Raw genomic sequence first — 20,933 nt, 5'->3', positions numbered from 1 at the left:
AGAAACCGGAAGTCACGGTCGCGGCGTTCGTCCGATTTATACTTACCTTCATAGTAGCAGGTTCCCGGATTGCGGTTGAATACACGAATCGAACTTCCGGCATATCTTTTTCTTCACCAGCATTAGCTGCGATTCGATACGAAAGTTATGGCCGTCTAAGTTTTTTTACACTGCTACAAAATCGATCCGGCATCCGTCTTATAAGCGAAAGGGGGGACGGCGGCAACATGGAGGAAGGCTCGCAAGTACCCGAGCTGTTCCAGCGCTTGTTCCGGGAGCATTACCCCGGAGTGGCGCGGAAGCTCTATGCGTTGACCGGCGATTATGCGGCGGCGGAAGATTTGGCCCAAGAGGTGTTCCTGCGGCTTTACCGGAGCCCTCCGGACCGGCTGGAGGCCGTCGGCGCTTGGCTGCACCGGGTGCTGACCCGGGTCGGCTACGATTATTTGAGACATCGGTCGTCGGGCAAGACGCTATTGGAAAAGGAAACCGCCCGTGTGGCGGCTTGGTCGGAAGGCGCCGCCCCTTCGGGAGAGACGGAGGTCATCCGCGAGTGGGAAATAGATGTGGTCCGTAGGGTGCTGCAGAAGCTCTCGGACCGGGACCGGACCGCCCTTCTGCTTCGGGAGGAAGGGTACAGCTACGAGGAGATCGCCCTCCGGCTGGAGGTTAACCCGAAGATTGTCGGCTCGCTGCTGGCCCGGGCGGAGGAACGGCTGAAGAAAAAATACGGGCAGGAGGAGGAGCGGCACGATGGCGGACGAAAAGAAGCGGACCGGCGGGGAGCCGGATTTTGATACGGACCGGGCTTGGGAACGGTTCGAGAGGCTGGCGGCCCGGGAGCCGGTACCGGCGTTTTGGAGGCAGGCGGAGGAAAGTCCGCGTTCGGACGAAGCAAGGATCGAGGCACGATTGGACGGGAATGAAGACGATCACGAGAAGGATGGTGCGATTGAAATGAAGCAAACGAGAATATATCGAGAGACGCTAGAGTCCTCGGTTGGCGAGGCGACGGAGGCGGGTCTCACGGCACGGGCTGGCGGGGCGAACGGCGCCTGGCGTACGGAAATGCCGGCCCAGCGCAGACTTCGGAGACTGACCGCCGGAGTCGCCGCAGCCGTCATGGCCATCGGCTTGTTCGCCACTCCCCTGGGGGACCGGGCGCTGGCCGCCATGCAGCAAACCTTCCGCATCAAGCACATGGTCGGAGTCGGGATCACGGCCGACGACATGGCGACCATCTCCGGGCTTCTGGAGCGCGGCTCGCCCGATGGAGACCGGAGCTTCAACCTGGCCCAATACGGTACGTTAACCCAATCGGGTGGCGGGGAAGCCCGCACCGTCACATGGGAGGAAGCGGAAAAACGGATGGGCGCGCCTCTGCTCCGGCTGGAGAACCCCGCCGCCCCCGCCTTCCAGCCGGCGGCCACGCTTACGTTCAACCTGAACGTAAATGCGGTCAACCGCCTGCTCACCCGTTTGGGCAGCGCCACCACCCTGCCTGCCGAAGCGGACGGCAAAGTCATCCGGCTGGACATCCCGGACGGCGTCGCTTCGGAGGGCACCTTGTCGGGCAAGCCGGTGCGGCTGCTCCAATTCGGCAAGCCGGAGCTGACGATGGAGCAAGGCATCGATGCGGCTGCCGTCCGCGAGGCGGTACTGGGGCTGCCCGTGCTGCCGGACAGCCTGCGGACCAAGCTGGCCGCCATCGGCGATTGGCGGAGCACCCTGCCGGTTCCGGCCCGGGACGGCGTGACCGCCAGCCTCCGGCTGGGCGGACGTGATGCGGTTATGACCGTAAACGGCGGGAATCGCTATGTGCTCTGGCTCGACGGGGACCGGATGGGATTGCTGAGCGGCAGTACGAAGGATTTCCCGACGGAAGCCGCCTTCCGGCAGGCCGCGGAGGAGCTTGTCAAGCCATGATGATGATCGACACGGCGGAATTGACCAAAACTTTCAACGGCCGCGGCGGCTGCCGCTCCATTACCCTGCAGGTGCCGGAGGGCTGCATCTTCGGCCTGCTGGGACCCAACGGCGCCGGCAAAAGCACCTTCGTCAAAATGCTTGCCGGCCTCCACCGCCCCGACTCCGGGCGGGCCACCGTGCTGGGGCAGCCCTTGGGCCGGCCGGAGGCACGGCGCAAGCTCGGGTATTTGCCCGAGCTGTTCCGCTTTCAGGACTGGCTGATCCCGGCGGAGGTGCTCCGCTTCCATGGTCAGCTGGGCGGGCTGCGCCCGCGGGAAACGCGGTCGCCCGCTTTCCGCAGCCGGGTACGGGACATTCTCGAGCTGGTCGGCCTGGCCGAAGCCGCGGACCGCAGAGTCGGCGGCTTCTCCAAGGGGATGCAGCAGCGTCTCGGCCTGGCTTCGGCTCTGCTGCTGGACCCCGAGCTGGTCATCCTGGACGAACCCGCTTCGGCGCTGGATCCCGTCGGCCGCTACGAGATTCGCAGCCTGCTGAAACGGCTCCGGGGCAATGGCGTGACGATTTTCCTCAATACCCATCTGCTCGAGGATGTGGAGGAGCTGTGCGATGAAGCCGCCTTCCTGTACGGTGGCGAGCTGCTGGCGTCGGGTCCTCTGCACAAGCTGCTCGGCGGCACCGGCGATGGCGGAGGCGGCGGTACCAGCTGGCGCTTCCGGCTTGGCGGCTGGCTCCCGGGCACATGGGCGGAGCTGAACGACGCCGTCGGCGGCACCCTCTCCTCCCTGCTGCGCCTGGTCGAGGCCGACGAGAGCGGCAACGCCCTCCTGTCCGCCCGCGTAACCGACCGGGAGCAGGCCGGCTACTTGTGCTCTCTGTTCATCCGGAACGGCCTGACGCTCTACGAATCCGGCCCCGAGCCGAACAGCCTGGAGGCCTGGTTTCTCCGGATGGCCAAGTCCCGCCAAGGAGGTGTGCCGCAATGACCATGTACATCTCCGCGACGTTCAAGGAGCTGACCCGCAAGCGGGTGTTTCTGGTCACGCTAATATTGACCCTCGTTTTTTTGGTCCTGTTCGCCTTCGGGGTTCGGGAACTGGCCGGCGTGGTCGGGCAAAATCAGGCTTCCCCCGCCGAACGTTTGATGAACGGTATGGTGCTGATGGTGCTCGGGCTTTTTTTCGCACAATTTCTGGCGGCTTTTTTTGTGCTCTTTTCGTCTATGGGGACCGTCACGGGCGAACAGGAGAACGGCCTGCTGCTGGCCGTCGCCGCCCGCCCCCTCCCCCGCTGGAAGCTGTATCTGGCCAAATGGCTGGGCCACGCCGTCTGGATCGCCGTGTACAGCGCAGTCTTGTTCGTTTCCGTGGTATGGACCGTCCACAGCCTGGCCGGACTTCCCCTGCTTGCCGCGGACCTGCTGCGCGGCTTCGCGCTCTTTATTTGGATGCCGCTCCTACTTCTCACGCTGGCCATGCTGGGCTCCGTCTATTTGCCGATGCTGGGGAACGGGATTTGCGCCGCCCTGCTGTACGGGTTTGCCTTATTCTGCGGGCTGGTCGAAGGGATAACGACCTACGAAGGGAGCCATCCCGCGCTGGACAAATTGATTCTGCTGACCGGGCTGCTCCTGCCCACGGACTCGGTCTACCGAAGAAGCCTCTACGAGGCTATGGGAGGAGCGGATTGGGCCGGTTTGGCGGTGGCCGACATGGGGCCTTTTTCCATGCCGAGTGTCCCTTCGAATGCATTCCTGCTGTATACGGTCGGGTATGCGGCGGTTTTGCTCTTGCTGGGGTGCCGGGCGTTCAGCCGAAAGGATTTGTAGCGCACGGGCGGTCCGGACTGAGATCATAATGATCCGGATGGACTCGCATTGAAAAAAAGAGACAGCGGCAGCCCGGGACGGAAAGAAAAGTCCTCGACTGCCGCTGCGTTATGTTTCTTTTTTCGGATCAAACAATCGTGTCATTTCGTAACCTGCAATCCCTCCATCATAATCTTTAGAGGCATTCCCCGTAACATAGAAAAGCAAAACATTTGCCATTTGATTGTTGCCGTGCGCTTCCAAGCTTGCTCCTGCCGTCTTATCCTCAAACTCCTTCAGACCCTTTTCGGCCTCCCGGCCGGAAAAATAGACGTAAACGCTGATGAATTGGTTTTCGTTGAAGCTTTCAACTGCTCTGCTTCCCTCCATGAATGGAATTCACTGTCCATCACTCATACAATAAAACGATAGAAACAAAACGAATGTTGCGTGAATCGGCTCGTTGGGCGAACAACGGCCGTTGACCTGAAACGGCCTCAAAAAATGTAGATCCGACTGTAACGAAATACGGATTTTGAAGATATATAGTCTAAGGAGGTGAGAGAGTGGCGGAGGATATGGAGAACATTTATAAAAATTATGCAAAAAGCGTCTACAGATACTTGCTTAGCCTTACCCATGACGAAGATACGGCCGAGGAATTGACGGAGGAAACCTTTTACCGCGCCGTATATTCGATTCATACGTATAACGGCTCCTGCAAAATCAGCGTTTGGCTTTGCCAGATCGCCAAGCACATCTGGTATCAGGAGCTTCAAAAAAAGAAAAAGTATGCAAGCCATGAGCTGCACGCGAATATCCCTTCGCCGAACAGGTCGCCGGAGGAAGCCGCCTTGTTTCAGAGCAGCAAGATGGACTTGTATAGAGCCATTCACCGTTTGAGCGAACCTATGCGGGAAATCGTACATATGCGAATATCCGGCGAATTCTCGTTCGCCGAAATAGGCGAAATACTCGGCAAAAGCGAAAGCTGGGTACGAGTCACTTTCTACCGGGCCAAACAAAAGCTTATGGAGGTGTTGTAAATGACCAAATGCCATATTGTTCAAGATCTGCTCCCGCACTACATAGACGGATTGGTCAGCGCGGAAACCGAAACCGACATCGATCGACACCTGCAGGAGTGCGATGCATGCCGAACGCTACATGCGAAGCTGTCCGTTCCAATCGAGAACGCCGCTTCCCAAACCGATAAAAAGGAAATTGACTTCCTGAAAAAAGTAAGGAAAAAAACGGTCAAAAAAATGCTGGCGGGATTTGCGGTAATCGTGCTCATTTTTGCATCGCTGACTTATTTTCTGGCCATAGGCTCCCCCGTCAGCAAAGAGGACCTTGTCTTTACGACTTATGTGGTGGGCGACGATTGGCGTATCGATTTGGAACTTACGAACGACAAGGCATTGTTGGTAAGAACGGAACCGATTTACGGCGAAAAAAACAGCTCGGGCGTCAGACCGGTTGTCGGCTTCCTAGTAAAACCTTACCAAGTGCTGCCTTCGCCGATCTTGGAAGCCGACAATAAATCGTTTATGTTCGGCAGCCCGATTAAAAGCTTTACCGAGCTCGATCATAAAGTCGTGCTGCGGTTAGGAAACGACGACATCGTGTTTACGTCGGATAACTACGACAAGCCGCAGCCTTAACCGCATCGCATCGCGATACCGATACGAAATAAATCGCCGACCGCACCGTAATAAGTGCGGTCGGCGATCGTATGTCCGGTCAGGACGGCAGGTCGGCGGAAGCCTTTGGCGACTTGCGGCCGCTCCGCGACCAGATGACTACCGGGATGAGCAGCAAGGACAATACTCCTCCGGCAAACGACAATGCGGCGTAGCTCGATTGCGCGACGACCATGCCGGAAAGGGCTCCGCCCGACGCCCCGGCCAACGCGATCAGCACATCGACGGAGCCTTGCGTCTTCGCCCGGACTTCCGGGCGCGTCGCATCGACGATGAGCGCCGTGCCGCTGATCAGGCCGAAGTTCCAGCCGAGGCCCAGCAGGGCGAGTGCGACGATCAGCATCGGCAGCGAATCGTCTGGGGCTGCGGCTGCGCAAAGGCCGGCCGCAAGCAGGGTGGCGCCGGAAGCGATCGACATCGCCGTACGGCCGAGCTTGTCGACCAGATAGCCGGTTACAAGCGACGGAAGGTACATCGCACCGATATGGATGCCGATGACGGCTCCCACATCGGCGAGTCCGTGGCCGTGATGCTTCATGTGAACGGGAGTCATCGTCATGATGGCGACCATGACGATTTGGGTTAATATCATGACGGCCGCTCCGACAACGATCCCCCGTCTGTCGAACGCGATTTCGCCCGATTTCGCTCCGAAAGAGCCGCTTTTCTCCGAATTCCGCGCGGCCGCCGCCGCCTTTGCCGCGACGAGCGGATCCGGCCGGAGAAATACGGCAAGCACGAGACCCGAAACGATAAAGGCGGCCGCTGCCAGCAGAAACGGGCCGGCCAAGGCGGGCATGCCGAACGACGAAGCGAGACCGCCTGTCGTTTCGACCAGGTTCGGACCTGCGACGGCGCCGAACGTCGTCGACACCAGCGCCATGCTGACCGCTTTCGCCCGCTGATCGGGCTTGGCCAAATCCGTTCCGGCATACCGCGTTTGCAGGTTCGTCGCCGTACCTGCGCCGTACAGCAGCAGCGATGCGAAAAAGAGCGGCAGGTGGTGCTCTACGGCCGCCACGGCGATTCCGATCGCGCCGAGACCTCCGGCGCCGAACCCGGCCACAAGCCCGAAACGACGCCCGTAACGTTGGGAAAGTCGTCCAACAAGTAATGCGGCCGCGGCGGAGCCGAGCGTGATCAACGCGGACGGAATGCCCGCCCAGCGTTCCGTACCCGTCATGTCTTGAACGAGAAGCGCACCGACCGTCACGCCGGCGGCCAGCCCCGCTCCGCCGAAAATTTGGGCGATGACGACGACCAGCAGCGTCCGTTTGTACAGACGGCCGAGCTTTTCCTCGGAGTATGGTTCCTGCGACATGGATTCGCCCCCCCTTCTCAAATGTTGCCGCCCCCGGCCTCGAATCGCCGCCATTCGTACACTCCTTCTTCCAGTCGAAAGGCGGCGTGCCCGGCCTTGTGCAGCATATCCACGGCCATGGCCGACATCAAACAATAAGGGCCGCGGCAATAGGCGACGATCTCTTTGTCGGCCGGCAGCGAGGACAAATGCCGCTTCAGCTCTTCGATCGGAACGGAAACGGCGCCGGGGATATGGCCGGCCTCGTATTCTTCCCTCGGCCTGACGTCGAGCAGCAGGACGTCGCCTTTTTCCATCCGCGCCTTCAAAGCTTCCAGCGAGATCGGCTCCATGTCGGCATAATGCCGCAGCAATTCGGACTTGATGGTTTGAATGTCGGCCAGCTGCTTCTCGCCCAACCGATGCAGACAGAGCATAAACTCGGCGACGGACGGGTCCGCAAGCTCATAGATGGCGTACGTGCCCTTTTTCGTGAATCGGACCAATCTCGCCTCGAGCAGCGTTTGCAAATGCTGCGATACGTTGGCCAAGCTCATGCCGGTTCCTCTGGCCAAGGCATCCACAGACTTCGGCCCTTGCGCCAGCACGTCGAGGAGCTCCAGCCGTTTCGGGCTGGACAAGCTTTTCCCGATGCGCGCGAATTGCTCGTACAGACGGTCTTTCCATGTGCTGTCGGGTGGAACCATGGCTGAATGCACCTCAACTTATATTATTCAATTGAATTGTTGAATAAGTCGATTGTAGAATCCATGGCCTATCCGTGTCAATCCCTATTTCCTGCGATACACTCGATTACGTAATCATTTTTAAGGAGAATCGATTCCATACGGGGCTAATAGGAGTGAGGATGGTCGAGTGTTACGGATTATGTAAAAAGAATCAATGTCGCGTCGTCGACTTCATCAACGCAAATCTTTCCTCGGAGCATTCAAGAGCCGCCTTATGGTTTGGGCGGCTTTTCGTTGTTCCCGAGTCGATCGCTGCCTCTACTTGCAAATGTCTTGAAGGGCGTCGTGAATGTGGTTAAATCGAAAAGCAAACCCGTGCTTCTGAAGTCTCTCCGGGATCACCCACCGGCTTTTAAGAATGAGTTCCGTTTCGGTTCGGATTACAAAAGCGCCGATTTCCAATAACCACCTCGGGGATGGAAAACCGACCCTTTTGTTCAATACCGAACGCAGCCGCTTCATGAATTCGCGATTCGGTACGGGATGAGGCGACGCGCAATTGATTACTCCGCTTATATCTTCATGCTCCATGATGAACCGGATAATTCGGAACAAATCGTCCACATGGATCCAACTAAACATCTGGTTCCCCGGCCCTTGCGCGCCTCCAAGTCCGAACGCAATCAAATGCTTATACGGGACCATGACTCCGCCGTCTTTCCCCAAAACTATCGCTATTCGCAATGCCGCCTGCCTCGTTTTCGGAAGCGTGAATGAGAAGAAAGCGTTCTCCCATGCTTTTGCCACATCAACAGAAAAACCCGAACCGATTTCCCCGTTCTCTTCCGTCATAGGTCGATCTTCCGCATGTCGATAAATGGTTGCCGTACTGGCGTTGATCCAAAGCGGGGGCGGATTGTCGCATAAAAGCATCGCTTTCCCAAGCAAAGATGTCGTCTCCGTCCGGGATTTTAATATTTCATCCTTATTTTTATTATGATATCTGCAGTCCACGGACTTCCCCGCCAAATTGATTAATGATTCCGCCCCCTCCAGCGCTTCGGCGATTGCATGAGGATCGCTCCAAGCCACATTTCCGGGCTTCCTGGAGATGACCTTTACTTCGTAGCCTTGGGCCGCAAATTGATTCCTCAAATAGTTTCCGATAAAGCCCGTACCGCCAGCCAAAACGATTCTCTTGTTCAAGTTTATAGCCCCCGTCCCTCGTGCCGTTTTTCTTATCATATCCTCCTTTCGGAACATCCAATAGTTCTATCTTTCATAGGACCGCAAACATTCATGGACAACACGGCCGCTTATTCGTTATACTGTACTAATGCCAAAAAACGGATATTACAAGGGAGGAGCGAAAAATGATAGAGCAAGACGAGCTGCTTGCCCGCCAACTGCAGCTGCAAGCCGAAGCGGCTGCGATTGCGGAAGAGCTGCGCCTTGACCAATTGCTGGCCAGAGCCGGCACACCCGTAAAAGTCGGGAGTGCGGCGCTTGGGTTAATGGCTTGGAGGGACCTCGATATGACGGTCGTTTGCTCCAAGCTGAATATCGCCGCAATAGCCGAGATCGCTTCGCATTTGATGTCCAATCCTCAAGTTCGGGATTTGAAATTCATTAACGATACGGGCAAATGGAACACGGATCCGGCCTACCCCGACGGTTATTTTGTTGGCATGACGTACGAGTCCGGGAGCGGCGATAAATGGGAGCTGGACATTTGGTTCGTAGACGAGCCCGAAAAACAGCCCGATCTGCAGCATCTTCGCACGATGCCCGAACGTCTTACTCCGGCAGCGATTGTCGCTATTTTACGCATTAAAACGGTTTGGGCGGCACGAGCCGAGTATGGGAAGCAAGTGAAAAGCTTCGATATTTATACCGCCGTCCTAGACAACCATGTGCGTACGCCCGACGAATTCGAGCGATGGCTGCACGGCCGCAACGACTTCTCCTCTTGAGCAAGCCGGCAAAAAAAGCCGCCGACCTCGCCTTACACGAAGTCGGCGACTTTTAAAGTTTTCGGATCGGCCGGCCCCGATTCATATACCGCGCCTCGTTATCCTTTCACCGCCCCGACGAATTGGCCGTGAATGAAATATTTTTGCAGGAACGGATAAATGCAAATGATCGGCAGCGTCGTCAGCATAAGCGCAGCCATCTTCAAGTTGTCCGGATGGATGATCTGCTCGCCGGGAGGATTCACGGTCGTATCCTCGAGCCGGGCGAACGCCAGAATGCCCCGCAGCTGGTATTGCAGCGTCCACATGGACTTGTCCTTGATGTAGAGGAGCACGCTGAACCATTCGTTCCAGTAGGCGACCGCGCTGAAAATGACGAAGGCCATCGTCATCGGCAGAACAAGCGGCAGGACGATTTTGAACAGCAAGGAAAACTCGCCCGCGCCGTCGATTTCCGCCGATTCCAAAATTTCCTTGTGCAGCTGATCCATCACGTTTTTATAGACGATGATGTAGAAAGGGCTGACGAGTCCGGGCAGGATGATCGCCCAGTACGTGTTGTTGATTCCCAGGCTGTTCACCAGCAAGTACGAAGGGATCAAGCCTCCGCTGAAGAACATCGTGATCAGGATATACGTCATCGCGATCTTTTTGCCCTTGAAAAATTTGTGCGAAATCGCATACGCCGCGCTCAGCGAAAGGATGACGCTGAGGATCGTCTGCACGATCGTCAGCACCACCGTATTCGCCGCGGAACGCAGAAAGGTGTAGTTGCCCGCCAGCTTGATGTACGAGTCGAGCTGGAATTCGACCGGCCACAAGCTCACCTTGTTCTGGATAATCGCCGAGTAGCTGCTGAGCGAGATGGCCAGCGCGTTGATGAACGGCACCAGAATCGAGATGGAGAACAAGGTGAAAAACGTATAATTGAAAGTCTGGAAGATGATTCGTCCCGGGCTCCTGTAGTGCATGAGGGTCACGCCACCTCCTTTAGTCTGCGGCCGATCAGTACATGCCCAGCCCCATCCATCGTTTCGACACCCAGTTCGAGGTCACGAGCAGGATGAAGCCGAGGACGCTTTGCGCGAAGCTGATGGCCGTCGTGAAGCTGTATTGCGACGACTCGACCCCGGTGCGGTAGACGTACGTGCTGATGACGTCCGATACTTCGTAGACGAGCGGGTTCTGCATCAGAAACACGCGCTCGAAGCCGATTCCGAAGATGCTGGCGATTTTGAGCAGGAACAGCAGGACGATCATCGGCATCATATGCGGAATCGTGATATACAGGGTCTGCTTCCAGCGGTTGGCGCCGTCGATCCACGCTGCTTCGTACAAGGAATGGTCGATGCCCGCGATCACCGCGAAGTATAAAATGGCCGACCAGCCTACGCTTTTCCAAATATCCGCAAAAACGAGAATCCCCCGAAACATGTTGGGGTCGGTCATGAAGTAATGAGGCTCGAAGCCGAACCAGCCGATAAAGACGTTGACGATTCCCGTCGTCGGCGACAGCACTTGGTTGAAAATCCCCGCCACGACGATCCAGGAGAGAAAGTGCGGCAAATAGGAGACGGTCTGCATGACGCGCTTGAACGTTTTTTGATACAACTCGTTCGCGAGCAGGGCAAAAAGGATAGGGGCCGTGAACCCGAACAAAATGTCGTAGAAATTGATGATCAGCGTGTTCTTCATGATGGACCAGAACTTGTCGTCCTTCAGGAAATACTCGTAATGCTTGAAGCCGACCCAGTCGCTATGCAAAATGCCCTTGAACACCGAATAGTCCTGGAAGGAAATGATGATGCCGTACATCGGAATATAGTTGAAGACGAACAGCAAGATGGCCGTCGGCGCGAACAACAGATACAGGGACAGGAGCGACCTGGGCCGCATCCTGCCTCCTTTCGATCGAACCGCCGCTTTCTGAACCGCCGCAATGTCCTGCATTGGCCGGCACCTCCCGGATCCTTGGCGTTATCGCGCTTACCAGCCCGCTTTTTTGTAGCCGTCCTTGATGAGCTTCTCTTTGTTGGCGTCCAGGTACTTTTGCAGCGGATCGTATTTCAGCGCACGGTATTTTCTTTCCCAATCCGCAATGGCGGCGTCCAGCTCCTGCATGGAGATTCGACCCATGATCGCTTCCGTCGTAAACTTGTTGATCGCCTGCATGATTTCCGCATTTTTCTTGAGCACTTCTTCCGGCTCGGAGTACCCTACGATGGTCTCAAGCCCGATTTGTTCGGCTTCCTTCTGAATTGTTTTCATCCCGCTTTGGATCGAGGCAAACAAGTCTTTGCCCAGCTTCGCTTCGAAATTGGCGTTTTGCGCGTCCTGCCCGTCGGTGTAGCCGAAAAGGAAAGCATATTGCCGTTTCCAGGCGTGCTCCTGGGCGCTCATTTTGTCCGGAATCGCCGCGCGTTTGCCGTCCTTCATCGTATACGTATCGTTCTCGTCGCCCCAGAAAATTTTGTCCCGCAGCTGCTCTTGCGCAAAGCCTTCGATGACTTTGAAAGCGCGGTCCGGATTTTTGTTGCTTGCCGGAATATACAAGCCGTGGGCCGTGATCGGCATACCAAGCCCGGCTATGGCATATTTTCGATCCTTGAGCACGGACGGATAGGAGGTCAACGGAGGCGCGACACCCCAGACTTGCGATTTCTGATTGCCCGTAGCCGTCGGCAGCGTCAATGACACTTGATACGGCAATATTTGATCCATCGTGTTCCATTGCCACAGAACGTTTTTCTCGGCCAGCTTTTGGAAGTACTTGGTGCTGTCGGTCGTCGCAAATTCTTTATCCAGAATGCCCTCCGCGTACAGATCGCGCATCACCAGGACCGCTTCTTTAAATTCGGGCAGCGTAACGTTCGGAACGACTTTGCCGCCTTGAATCCGGTAGCCGTATGGCGACGCGCCGTACAGGCCGAAAATCGTGCCGCCTCCATAGGCGAACATGTTGTCCCCGATGACCCGGAATGTCATCGGAATGGAGTCCGGCTCCGCTTTCTTGATTTTTTTCAACAGCTCGACCCACTCTTGAACGGTGCCCGGCCATTTGCCGGCGTTGTATTTCTGGATCAGGTCGTATCGGGCGAGAATGCCTGCGCCTTGCGGGCCTTTGTCGTACGCCATCGGGATACGGTAATATTTGCCGCTGATCGGATCTTTGCCGAGCTCCATCATCGCCGGAGTCACGACTTTCTGCAGCAGGGGCGATTTGTCGTAGTAGGGCTTAAGGTCAATGAAGGCGCCGGCGCGGCCGGCCTTGAACGCTTCGTCGGGAATCGTGGAATGAAAAATGTCGGGAAGCTTCCCGGAGGAGAGGATCAGATTATGCTTGGTCGTATACTCCGCGTAGATCGGGATATCGAATTCCAGATCGACGTTGGCATAATCCTCAACAAGCTTGATAAGCGGATTGTTGCTCCGGTCCACTCCTTGCGGAGTCGCAATGCCTGCCTCGTTGTAAAACATCGTCATTTTAACGCGCGCTTCGTTCTGCTTCGTCGAACCGTCGGAAGTGCCGGGGGAAGTTGAGCCGGACGAGCATCCGGAGATGATCAGGCCTGCCGCCAATACAGTGGTTGTCAGAGCGGCGCCCCATTTTGTTCTCGTATTTCGCATGCTGATTCGACCTCCTAATGTTTTGCTCACATTATTAAAGCGCTTACATTGTAGCGAAGGCGAATACGGAAACCTCGGTCGTACGATACCCTTTTACATGGTTGAAGCTCGCCCCGCCTTTGGCCGGTCGAATTTCGTCATCGTGGGCTGCACATCCTTTCGATCACATTTTAGAAAGCGATTACAATAAAAGGATATCATGTATTGACACGAAACAATGTACATTTCTTATTATTTATATGACAGATTCGACACTCGGTGCTCCGACGGGATCGAATACATCCTGCGAAACGCTAAAAAACCGCCAACGAGTGGATTGGCGGCTATAAGAGTTCAACTCATGCCTCCGGGAGCTTCGCGTACGGCTCCACGATTCGCTTGACCCTCTCCAGCCCTTCCCACATGTCGCCCGGGCCGTCGTAGATGAGGACGTACGCGCCGTCGAATCCCGACTTCCGCGAAGCGTCCAGACAGCGGCGGAATTCCGCCTCATCCGGCATTCCCGCCTCGTCGAAGTTCGCCTTGTCGTGCACGGATACGCTGCGCGGCGACATCAGGGCGATGTCCCCGTACTTCGTGGCCCCCCGGTAGTTGCCGAAGTCGGTAATGAAGCCGACCTCCCCGCCGGTCAGCTCCAGCAGCCGCAAGGAGCTTGCGCCTGTCGAGGTCAGCGGCTTGAAATTTTCGGTGACGACGCGTACGCTGCGGGCGTTCCCGTAAGCGGCCAGCTCGCCGAGCGCCGATGCGGAACGTCGGAGCGCAGCTTCATCCGTCGGCGGCGCCTCGCCGGCGATGATGCGGATCTGTTTGGCGCCGCATGCGGCCGCGACATCGATCCAACGCTTCGCCAGCGCGAGGTCCGCGGCGGTGCGGCTCCCGTCCGCCGACGTCAAATCTCCGTAATCGAGCAGCATCCTCCCGGGATTCGCGAATCTTAGATCCGATCGCGTCATTCCTTATTGTACAGGATTGCAAGCTTGCCCGAAAAGCCCGGCGCACTGATTCCGAGGGATTTTCCCCGAATAACAAAACGTATCCCCGCTCGTAATCCGAATCGAATCCCAAACCGGCGATCAAGGAGTCAGCAGCGGCAGCATTTCATCCAGATGACGCTCCAAAGTCAGCGCATCATAAAGGCCCCAGCGATGTTCTACGATGTATGACCGCTCATTTCCGACGGCCGGGAGGCTGTTCCAGGCTTCGCTTTGAATAATATCCATAAATTGTCGGCTGTTCCTGTCTTTATTCTCGACGGCCATGAATACCCGGTCTCCCGAGTAGAGGGGAAGGTCCTCAAGCGCGATTTTTTTCCACTTTAGCGACTTCTTCTTGGTCATGAACGTACTGATCCGATCCGGAGGGACAAAACCGAGTCCTTCATATAAGGTGTGGCCAAAATTATGCCCTCCGTAGACGTAAAGCCCTTTGCGATGATAGACAAAAGCCGCGGCGCTTTCCCCTTCCCGCACATAAGGCTTAAGCTGTCGGCGTATGTTTTGCGCTTTGTTCCGATACGATTCGATCCACGCTTTGGCCTTATAGCTCCTGCCGAGCAGTCGGCCCAGCTTGAACAGGCGCGTATAAATGTCGTCCTGCCAGTCGAGCAGCGCGGTAGGGGCGACTGCGGCCAAGCGGTCATATTGCTGTTTCGGCATATAACTGGGACAGACGATCAGGTCGGGCTGCAGGGCGTACAGCTTCTCCATGTCCACCGGCTCGTCGAGCGATTGGACGCCCCGTGCCTCTTCGCCATAAAGCTCGGCCCGATACCGGTCTGAGCCTACGGGTACGACGCCAAGAGGCAGCAGATCGCCGAGCGAATGCAAGCAGCAAATCCGCATTTCCCGGGACTGCATACGGACGAACTGGGTCGGAGACACGCCAACGTATTGCTTGAATCGTCTGCTGAAGTAATATTCGTCTCCGAAGCCGGTCTGCTCGGCAATTTCCTTCAAGCGTTGATCGGAGCCGACGAGCAGCTGCTTGGCCCGGTCGATTCGCAATTCGGTCAAAAATTGTACCGGTGTTTTGCCGGTCAACGTCTTGAACATGTCGTTATACTTCCAGCGGCTCAGCGCCGTTTGCTCCGCGAGCTTCTCGATTCGGATATCTTTCGAATATTCGCGGCTCAAGTAATGAATCGTTTCCTCCACCTCCCGCTCCGCGCCGGTTTTGGAGCTCCTGTCCCGTTGTTCGAGCAGCAGCAGCACCAGCTCCTGAAACCGTATCTGAAGCCGAAGCGGCGCAAGCCCGCCGGCCGCGCCCCATAGATCCAGAACGGCGACTATGCCGGAAACGGATTCCGCACCGGCGGAAAAGACCGCCGCGTTGCTCCCGATCAGCGACGCGGCCGCCTCGTTGGCCATGAACACCATCTCGAACGCTTCCGGCTTTTCGGAACCCGGGTCGGCAGGCAGCACGCCGACAGCCGAGCGCGGAGGGACCAGCGCGCAGCCGTCAGGACCGACAAGATGCGCCGCTCCGTCTACCTCCAGATTCGCGCGACACTGCTTGAACCACCATATGGAATAATGTTCGCTTCGACTTTTTTGCGGAATATTCCCGTCGGCGATGACCGATTGGCGGATATCCAGCAGGGACAAGATAGGGATCGAATGGAAGGATAATCCTGATTGCTCGTGCATCATCTTCGAAGAGCTCCGATTTCTCCTGATTTACGGCTTCAATACTTTGGGCATTTCGTCCAAAAGCCACTCCAGCGTAACCGAATCGTTAAAGGCCCAGCGGTTGCTCACGACATAGGCTTGTCCGTTTTTGACGGCGGGCAAATTTTTCCAGACGGAATTTTGTATCAATTCCTCCACGCCTTTCCGGGAAGCATCGTTGGCGTCCTGCGTGACCAGAAAAATATGATCGCCCGCCAGCTCCGGCAATTTCTCCATGGAAATCGTTACCCACAGCTTATTTTCATTCTCTTTTGCGGCAAACAGACGGTTCACCGCTTCCGGCGCCTTGAAGCCGAGCGCATCGTACATGATAGGCCCAAGCCGCTGCGGCCCGTACACATACAGCTGTTTATCTTGAAAAACGACAAACGCGGATGCGGTTTGACCCTTTTCGACGATCGGGGCAATTTCCTTTTTCTTTTGCTCCGCCTTGTCTTTATAACGCTTGATCCAAGCGGCGGCTTCGTCTTGCTTGCCGATCATGTCGCCCAACGCCTTGATCCGGCTGAATACATCGCCGCTGTAAGGCATCGTCACGGTCGGAGCGATTTTCGACAGTGCCTCCAGCGCGGCCGCATCCAGGAAATCGGGCACGATAATCAAGTCGGGGGCCAGGGCGAGCACTTTTTCCAGACTGGGAGACGACCCTTGGCCGCCGATATCCTCGACTCCTTTCAGTTGCTCCTCTTTCAGCACCAACCGGGCGTTGGCAAAGTTTGTGCCTACCATCCTGCTGTTCAGCGACACCATTTCCGGCGCATAGAAATGAGCCGCGATTCGCTTCGGTTCAGACGGAATCTCGACCTTGCGGCCCAAAGCGTCGGTATACATACGACTCGAAGGAGGCGTCTCCTTCTCCGCGCCGCCGCCGGTTGCCCCGTTCGCGGCCTCTTCCCTGCCCGTGCCGCAGGCCGTCAGCCCCAGCGCGAACAGCACAGCCAACAGCAGAGTCAAAAGTGATCGTTTCTTCGGAATATCCATGCGAGACTCTCCCCTACAATGAGAATGATTATCATTACAGGGACCATTTTACGTGAGTTTCGGTTAACCAACAATGACTATTTTTGAAGCCTGTTTGGACTTTTTTTGAAAAGCTGGCGGAGGTCTTCGCATGGCGTCCGGCCTATTTCGTTCGGGTCAGGCTTTCGACGATGAACTCGAGCTGCCCTTCCAGGGAAACAGGATCGTTAAACAGGGAGCCGTTGCGGTCAAGCGTAAATACGCGATTGTTTTTGACGGCGGGCAGGTTTTTCCAAATGCTGCTCCCGTACACCACCTCCGGATCGGCGTCGTCCCCGGTCCATGGACTCGTGAAAATATACTCGCCGGCAAAATCCGGCGTTTTTTCCAATGACAAGCTTGCCCATCCTTTGCCGCTGTCGATCGCTTCCTTCCGTACGGCCGGAGGCGCCTTCAATTGAAACTCCCCGTAGATGATCTCTCCGCCCCTCGCAAAGTTATGCCCGAACGCATAAATGCCTTTGGCATACGGTTGAAGAACGGACACCGTGCCGTCTCCTACCGCGGCTTTCACTTTCGGACCGTAATCCGCTATTTTTTTGTCCCATTTCGCAATCCACGCCTTGGCTTTGTCTTCCTCCCCCGTCATTTTCCCGAATTCCGTCAATTGCTCCCGAACCGGCAATTTGCCGTACTCGATGGCTACCGTCGGAGCAATTTTGCTCAGTTTTTCAAGAAAAGCCGGTTCGGCGATGGAAAGAACAAGAATCAGATCCGGTTGCAGCTGCAATATTTTTTCGATCGATTGCCCGTCGCCGAGATTTTCGACGCCGTCCAATTTCCCTTTGAAGTAAGGATTGTCCAAAGCCTGCTGCTTTACGCCGACGGGTTTGATTCCAAGCGTCAGCAAATGACCCACGTAGCTGTTCGTCAGCTCGACGACGCGCTTCGGATGCTTCGGTACGGTCACCTCTCCATTGGCAGCACGATAGGTGATCGTTTCGTTCGCATTTGCGGCAACGTTTTTACCGGATGAATTCTGGGACGACGCCGAAGACGGGTCGGATGCGTTCGGCCTGTCGGAACCTTGGCCGCAAGCGGACAAAACCGTGAGCAGCGGCAAAATCAAAAAGAGGATGCCGAATCGATGCAGTCGATTGTTTTTCATTGTTATGAACCTCCACTGTCGAGATAGAATTTGGATCCTTCCATGCGTAGATCGTACATCCTTCACGCTGCGAGCCGAATTGCGTCTGATGCAGTCTGCCATCGACACCGCCAGCCCTTCCCGTGACGCCCTGCTCGGAAATATGTCGACAACATCAGCTCTTCGAACGCGCCAGCAAATACAAGAAATACGGAGCGCCGATTACCGCGACGACAATGCCGGTCGGAATTTCCGAAGGCTGCAAAATCGAACGTCCGATCGTATCGGCCGCGATCAGCAGCAAGCCGCCTGCAAGCGCCGATGCGGGGAGCAAAAGCTCGTGCTTCGGACCGACCAGCCGGCGGGCCAGATGCGGACCGATCAATCCGACGAAGCCGATGCCGCCGCTCACCGCAACGGCGGATCCCGCGAGTCCTACCGCTGCGGCAAGCAGCAGAAGCCGTTCCTTCCCCACCGCAGCGCCGAGTCCGGTTGCCGTCTGTTCGCCAAGGTTCAGCACGTTCAAGACGCGCGCCTTCCGGAAAACGAACGGAAGAAGTACGGCCGTCCACGGAAGCAGCGCCAGCACAAATTTCCAGTTGCTGCCCCATATGCTTCCGGCCAGCCACGTCGCCACGAACTGGTACTTGTCCGGATCGAGCCGCAGCGTCAGGACGATCATCGCCGCACCGATGCCGGCCGCTACCGCAATCCCGTTCAGCACCAGTCTGGTCGGCGGGATCCCTTCATGCCTTTTGTAAGCGAGCATATAGATCAAAAGTGCCGTCAATCCGGCGCCGACGAGAGCGAGCAGCGGAAGAAAAAAAACAGGTGCCGCTGTACTCGCCGGATAAAAAGAAATGAACAGCATCACCATTAGTCCCGCGCCGGCGTTGATGCCGAGAATGCCCGGATCGGCAAGCGCGTTGCGGGTTACGCCTTGCAGAATACAGCCCGCAACGGAGAGTCCGGCGCCGACAAGAACGGAAATGACGATCCGGGGCAAACGAAACTCGAACAAAATAAGCGATTGTTTTTGCGTGCCCATGCCGAAGAGCGTCTTCGTCACATCAAGAGGAGACAGGCGAATGTAGCCGGTATTCATGCTGATGACAAACGAAACGACAATGAGCGCGGCCAGAACGGCCATAACGACAATCCCCCGGTTTCGTCTTTGCCGGTGGTGAACGGAAGCGTTCGATACCGTTTCCATTACAGCTCCCTCCGCTCTCTGCGCGCCAAGTAGAGAAAAAACGGCACCCCGAGCAAGGCGATGATCGCCCCGACCGGCGTCTCATACGGAGGGTTGACCATTCTCGCTCCGAGATCCGCGAACACGACTAGCAGACTGCCGAGTACGGCCGAGCACGGAATGATCCAGCGGTAGTCGACCCCGACCAGAAATCGTGTCAAATGCGGAATGAGAAGCCCGACGAATCCGACGGCGCCGACAACGGCAACGGCAGATCCGGCCAAAACGAGGACAATCGCCGTTCCGGCCAGCTTGATCATCCCCGTCCGCTGTCCGAGCCCGACCGCAACGTCTTCTCCAAGACTTAGCGTCGTAATGGACCGGGAGAGCATCATCGCGGCCAGGAGCGCGCCTGCGACCCACGGGAGCATCATGTCAAGCTGAATCCATTTTGTCCCGGCCATGCCTCCCGCGTACCAAAACGCCAAATCCTGACCGATGCGGAAATGGAGCGCAATGCCTTCGCTAAGCGCCGTAAGCAGGGCGCTAACCGCAGCGCCGGCGAGCACGAGGCGTACCGGCGTCAACCCGCCTTTGGCAAGCGAGCCGATGCCGTACACAAGGCCGGCGCCGATCCCGGCACCCACAAACGAATACAGAATCAAGTACATAAACGGAAGTCCAGGGAAAAAAGCAAAGCATAGCGCCATCATAAAGCCCGCCCCGGCGTTGAGGCCGAGCAGCCCGGAATCCGCCATCGGATTGCGGGTCATTCCCTGCATCAGTGCGCCAGCGACCGCAAAGCTCGCCCCGACCATCATGCCGGCCAGCACGCGCGGCAGACGCAGTTCCTGTACGATCTGGTGCTGGGTCGACTCCGGATTAAAGCGGAACACCGCCTCCCATACAGTGGTTAGCGCAATGTCCGCGGCACCGAAGGAAACCGAAAGAGCAATTCCGACGATTAAAGCGGCAATGCCTCCAAGCAAAATGAATGCAGCGGCGAGCGGCCGCGTTCGCAGTTTCGGTGTCGATTGCCCGGTTGCCGCATTCGTCGTCCCGAATGTCGTCGACATAGTTCGTTCTCCTCTACTTTCCCGTTTTCAAGATCGACTCGATAACCTCGAGCCCTGTACATGGATTGTCCCATTGCCAAGGGTCCCGTTCATTCTCAATCCTCCATCTTTGCGTAGGGTCGGATGCAAGTTGCACCTCTATAAATGATAATGAATATCATTATCATTAAATGATTGTAGCAAAAAGACGCTCTTCCGTCCATATTTTGTATGTGAAAAGCTTTCTTCAGTAAGGCTAAATAAAATAAGCTTCCGATCGAAGCCTTTTCGATGATGTGCATCCGTCGTGCATTCTTTATCGATTCAAAAAAAACGTCCATCTATCGACGTATTTCGAGGATATGCGAAACAATCGGCTTCCGAAACGTAACGGACGCCACGGCGGTTATTTCGCGAAAATCGGCCGCTTTCCAATCGTAACGGACACCACCTGCGCCTATTTGCTCCGAACCGCCGTCCAAAAGGGGGTTTTTCACTAAATAGCTGTGTCCGTTACAAAAAAAAGAAGCCGAAATGAGGCTCGATAGCGGCCGCCATGTCCGTTAAATACTTGGAACTTGGGCCCGTCCCGACTCCGCCCCATGCTCGCCCCCCGCTCCAACTCCCGACGACGCCGGGGTTGGGTCATACGGGTCGATATCGCCGTGTCCCGCCGCCGGCGGCAGGAAGCCCGCTCCGGCTTTGGCGCTTTAGCGAAGGTCGGGACGGACGATCTATTGTGTGCAAAGGTTGTGCCGCAACAGCAGCGGAGCGGGAATCGAGATGGAAATGTTCCCGCTAATTTCGGTCGTTTCCCGTATCCGGGCAAAACAACGGGAAAACGTCCCGCTACATTCGTCCATTCTG

The 20,933-nt window shown here is 56.5% G+C and carries 20 protein-coding genes; 7 read left to right on the top strand and 13 right to left on the bottom strand.

What is annotated here, in order from left to right; all coding sequences use genetic code 11:
* The first annotated feature begins 227 nt into the window (after positions 1–227).
* The 4 genes from PV407_RS03065 to PV407_RS03050 are packed head-to-tail and all read left to right on the top strand — an operon-like array spanning position 228 to position 3,754.
* Complete coding sequence (locus tag PV407_RS03065; protein ID WP_332088395.1) at positions 228–797, top strand: sigma-70 family RNA polymerase sigma factor; 570 nt, start codon at positions 228–230, stop codon at positions 795–797.
* Positions 754–1,926, top strand: a complete 1,173-nt coding sequence (locus PV407_RS03060) for a hypothetical protein (RefSeq protein ID WP_332088394.1) — start codon at positions 754–756, stop codon at positions 1,924–1,926. The genes PV407_RS03065 and PV407_RS03060 overlap by 44 nt, the downstream gene beginning before the upstream one ends.
* Positions 1,923–2,912, top strand: a complete 990-nt coding sequence (locus PV407_RS03055; protein ID WP_332088393.1) for an ABC transporter ATP-binding protein — start codon at positions 1,923–1,925, stop codon at positions 2,910–2,912. The genes PV407_RS03060 and PV407_RS03055 overlap by 4 nt, the downstream gene beginning before the upstream one ends.
* On the top strand, positions 2,909–3,754 hold the full coding sequence (locus PV407_RS03050) for an ABC transporter permease (protein ID WP_332088392.1): 846 nt from the start codon (positions 2,909–2,911) through the stop codon (positions 3,752–3,754). The genes PV407_RS03055 and PV407_RS03050 overlap by 4 nt, the downstream gene beginning before the upstream one ends.
* Positions 3,755–3,862: 108 nt before the next feature.
* Here PV407_RS03050 and PV407_RS03045 read toward each other — a convergent pair whose 3' ends face one another.
* On the bottom strand, positions 3,863–4,123 hold the full coding sequence (locus tag PV407_RS03045; protein WP_332088391.1) for a hypothetical protein: 261 nt from the start codon (positions 4,121–4,123) through the stop codon (positions 3,863–3,865).
* A 176-nt stretch (positions 4,124–4,299) separates the two neighbouring features.
* On the opposite strand from PV407_RS03045, the gene PV407_RS03040 reads away from it, so the two are divergent.
* Together PV407_RS03040 and PV407_RS03035 are read left to right on the top strand one after the other, a co-directional pair.
* On the top strand, positions 4,300–4,779 hold the full coding sequence (locus PV407_RS03040; RefSeq protein WP_332088390.1) for an RNA polymerase sigma factor: 480 nt from the start codon (positions 4,300–4,302) through the stop codon (positions 4,777–4,779).
* Positions 4,780–5,397 (top strand): zf-HC2 domain-containing protein, encoded by a 618-nt coding sequence (locus tag PV407_RS03035; RefSeq protein WP_332088389.1) that lies wholly within the window; start codon positions 4,780–4,782, stop codon positions 5,395–5,397.
* A gap of 79 nt (positions 5,398–5,476) precedes the next feature.
* Here PV407_RS03035 and PV407_RS03030 read toward each other — a convergent pair whose 3' ends face one another.
* The 3 genes from PV407_RS03030 to PV407_RS03020 form a co-directional block, all read right to left on the bottom strand.
* A complete protein-coding gene (locus PV407_RS03030; protein ID WP_332088388.1) occupies positions 5,477–6,757 on the bottom strand; it encodes an MFS transporter in 1,281 nt (426 codons plus the stop codon).
* Between the two features lie 17 nt (positions 6,758–6,774).
* Positions 6,775–7,443 carry an ArsR/SmtB family transcription factor gene (locus PV407_RS03025; protein ID WP_332088387.1) on the bottom strand — a complete coding sequence of 223 codons (669 nt, stop codon included), beginning with the start codon at positions 7,441–7,443 and terminating at the stop codon, positions 6,775–6,777.
* A 300-nt stretch (positions 7,444–7,743) separates the two neighbouring features.
* The gene (locus PV407_RS03020) at positions 7,744–8,631 is read right to left on the bottom strand and encodes a TIGR01777 family oxidoreductase (RefSeq protein ID WP_332088386.1); all 888 of its coding nucleotides are present in this window, start codon (positions 8,629–8,631) and stop codon (positions 7,744–7,746) included.
* A gap of 167 nt (positions 8,632–8,798) precedes the next feature.
* On the opposite strand from PV407_RS03020, the gene PV407_RS03015 reads away from it, so the two are divergent.
* Positions 8,799–9,398, top strand: a complete 600-nt coding sequence (locus tag PV407_RS03015; RefSeq protein ID WP_332088385.1) for a hypothetical protein — start codon at positions 8,799–8,801, stop codon at positions 9,396–9,398.
* A gap of 98 nt (positions 9,399–9,496) precedes the next feature.
* Here the strand turns inward: PV407_RS03015 and PV407_RS03010 are convergent, their stop codons facing one another.
* The 9 genes from PV407_RS03010 to PV407_RS02970 form a co-directional block, all read right to left on the bottom strand.
* Positions 9,497–10,369 carry a carbohydrate ABC transporter permease gene (locus tag PV407_RS03010; RefSeq protein ID WP_332088384.1) on the bottom strand — a complete coding sequence of 291 codons (873 nt, stop codon included), beginning with the start codon at positions 10,367–10,369 and terminating at the stop codon, positions 9,497–9,499.
* Positions 10,370–10,403: 34 nt separating this feature from the next.
* On the bottom strand, positions 10,404–11,348 hold the full coding sequence (locus PV407_RS03005) for an ABC transporter permease (RefSeq protein ID WP_332088383.1): 945 nt from the start codon (positions 11,346–11,348) through the stop codon (positions 10,404–10,406).
* Positions 11,349–11,384: 36 nt separating this feature from the next.
* A complete protein-coding gene (locus PV407_RS03000) occupies positions 11,385–13,025 on the bottom strand; it encodes a hypothetical protein (protein WP_332088382.1) in 1,641 nt (546 codons plus the stop codon).
* A gap of 338 nt (positions 13,026–13,363) precedes the next feature.
* On the bottom strand, positions 13,364–13,939 hold the full coding sequence (locus tag PV407_RS02995) for a sugar phosphate isomerase/epimerase family protein (RefSeq protein WP_332088381.1): 576 nt from the start codon (positions 13,937–13,939) through the stop codon (positions 13,364–13,366).
* 159 nt (positions 13,940–14,098) lie between these two features.
* Positions 14,099–15,673, bottom strand: a complete 1,575-nt coding sequence (locus tag PV407_RS02990; RefSeq protein ID WP_332088380.1) for an AraC family transcriptional regulator — start codon at positions 15,671–15,673, stop codon at positions 14,099–14,101.
* 27 nt (positions 15,674–15,700) lie between these two features.
* Positions 15,701–16,693, bottom strand: a complete 993-nt coding sequence (locus PV407_RS02985) for an ABC transporter substrate-binding protein (protein WP_332088379.1) — start codon at positions 16,691–16,693, stop codon at positions 15,701–15,703.
* Positions 16,694–16,835: 142 nt separating this feature from the next.
* Positions 16,836–17,840: an iron-hydroxamate ABC transporter substrate-binding protein gene (locus PV407_RS02980; protein ID WP_332088378.1), complete on the bottom strand. Its 1,005-nt coding sequence runs from the start codon at positions 17,838–17,840 to the stop codon at positions 16,836–16,838.
* 154 nt (positions 17,841–17,994) lie between these two features.
* Entirely contained in the window at positions 17,995–19,032 is a 1,038-nt protein-coding gene (locus PV407_RS02975; RefSeq protein ID WP_332088377.1) for a FecCD family ABC transporter permease, read from the bottom strand.
* Positions 19,032–20,087, bottom strand: a complete 1,056-nt coding sequence (locus tag PV407_RS02970) for a FecCD family ABC transporter permease (RefSeq protein WP_332088376.1) — start codon at positions 20,085–20,087, stop codon at positions 19,032–19,034. The genes PV407_RS02975 and PV407_RS02970 overlap by 1 nt, the downstream gene beginning before the upstream one ends.
* Positions 20,088–20,933: the final 846 nt, after the last annotated feature.

This window comes from Paenibacillus sp. GYB003, assembly GCF_036577625.1.
In the GTDB taxonomy this organism is placed as follows: domain Bacteria; phylum Bacillota; class Bacilli; order Paenibacillales; family NBRC-103111; genus Paenibacillus_AB.
Note: the sequence above shows the minus strand (reverse complement) of the source record. Positions and strands in the feature narration are given on the sequence as shown.

Excerpts from the sequence above, each read along its gene's own strand:
- PV407_RS02995 (WP_332088381.1), bottom strand. The coding sequence starts at position 13,939 with ATGCTGCTCGATTACGGAGATTTGACGTCGGCGGACGGGAGCCGCACC.
- PV407_RS02975 (WP_332088377.1), bottom strand. The coding sequence starts at position 19,032 with ATGGAAACGGTATCGAACGCTTCCGTTCACCACCGGCAAAGACGAAAC.
- PV407_RS03005 (WP_332088383.1), bottom strand. The coding sequence starts at position 11,348 with ATGCAGGACATTGCGGCGGTTCAGAAAGCGGCGGTTCGATCGAAAGGA.
- PV407_RS03010 (WP_332088384.1), bottom strand. The coding sequence starts at position 10,369 with ATGCACTACAGGAGCCCGGGACGAATCATCTTCCAGACTTTCAATTAT.
- PV407_RS03050 (WP_332088392.1), top strand. The coding sequence starts at position 2,909 with ATGACCATGTACATCTCCGCGACGTTCAAGGAGCTGACCCGCAAGCGG.
- PV407_RS03015 (WP_332088385.1), top strand. The coding sequence starts at position 8,799 with ATGATAGAGCAAGACGAGCTGCTTGCCCGCCAACTGCAGCTGCAAGCC.
- PV407_RS02985 (WP_332088379.1), bottom strand. The coding sequence starts at position 16,693 with ATGGATATTCCGAAGAAACGATCACTTTTGACTCTGCTGTTGGCTGTG.
- PV407_RS03060 (WP_332088394.1), top strand. The coding sequence starts at position 754 with ATGGCGGACGAAAAGAAGCGGACCGGCGGGGAGCCGGATTTTGATACG.
- PV407_RS03045 (WP_332088391.1), bottom strand. The coding sequence starts at position 4,123 with ATGGAGGGAAGCAGAGCAGTTGAAAGCTTCAACGAAAACCAATTCATC.
- PV407_RS03025 (WP_332088387.1), bottom strand. The coding sequence starts at position 7,443 with ATGGTTCCACCCGACAGCACATGGAAAGACCGTCTGTACGAGCAATTC.
- PV407_RS02970 (WP_332088376.1), bottom strand. The coding sequence starts at position 20,087 with ATGTCGACGACATTCGGGACGACGAATGCGGCAACCGGGCAATCGACA.
- PV407_RS02980 (WP_332088378.1), bottom strand. The coding sequence starts at position 17,840 with ATGAAAAACAATCGACTGCATCGATTCGGCATCCTCTTTTTGATTTTG.
- PV407_RS02990 (WP_332088380.1), bottom strand. The coding sequence starts at position 15,673 with ATGATGCACGAGCAATCAGGATTATCCTTCCATTCGATCCCTATCTTG.
- PV407_RS03035 (WP_332088389.1), top strand. The coding sequence starts at position 4,780 with ATGACCAAATGCCATATTGTTCAAGATCTGCTCCCGCACTACATAGAC.
- PV407_RS03065 (WP_332088395.1), top strand. The coding sequence starts at position 228 with ATGGAGGAAGGCTCGCAAGTACCCGAGCTGTTCCAGCGCTTGTTCCGG.
- PV407_RS03030 (WP_332088388.1), bottom strand. The coding sequence starts at position 6,757 with ATGTCGCAGGAACCATACTCCGAGGAAAAGCTCGGCCGTCTGTACAAA.
- PV407_RS03055 (WP_332088393.1), top strand. The coding sequence starts at position 1,923 with ATGATGATGATCGACACGGCGGAATTGACCAAAACTTTCAACGGCCGC.
- PV407_RS03000 (WP_332088382.1), bottom strand. The coding sequence starts at position 13,025 with ATGCGAAATACGAGAACAAAATGGGGCGCCGCTCTGACAACCACTGTA.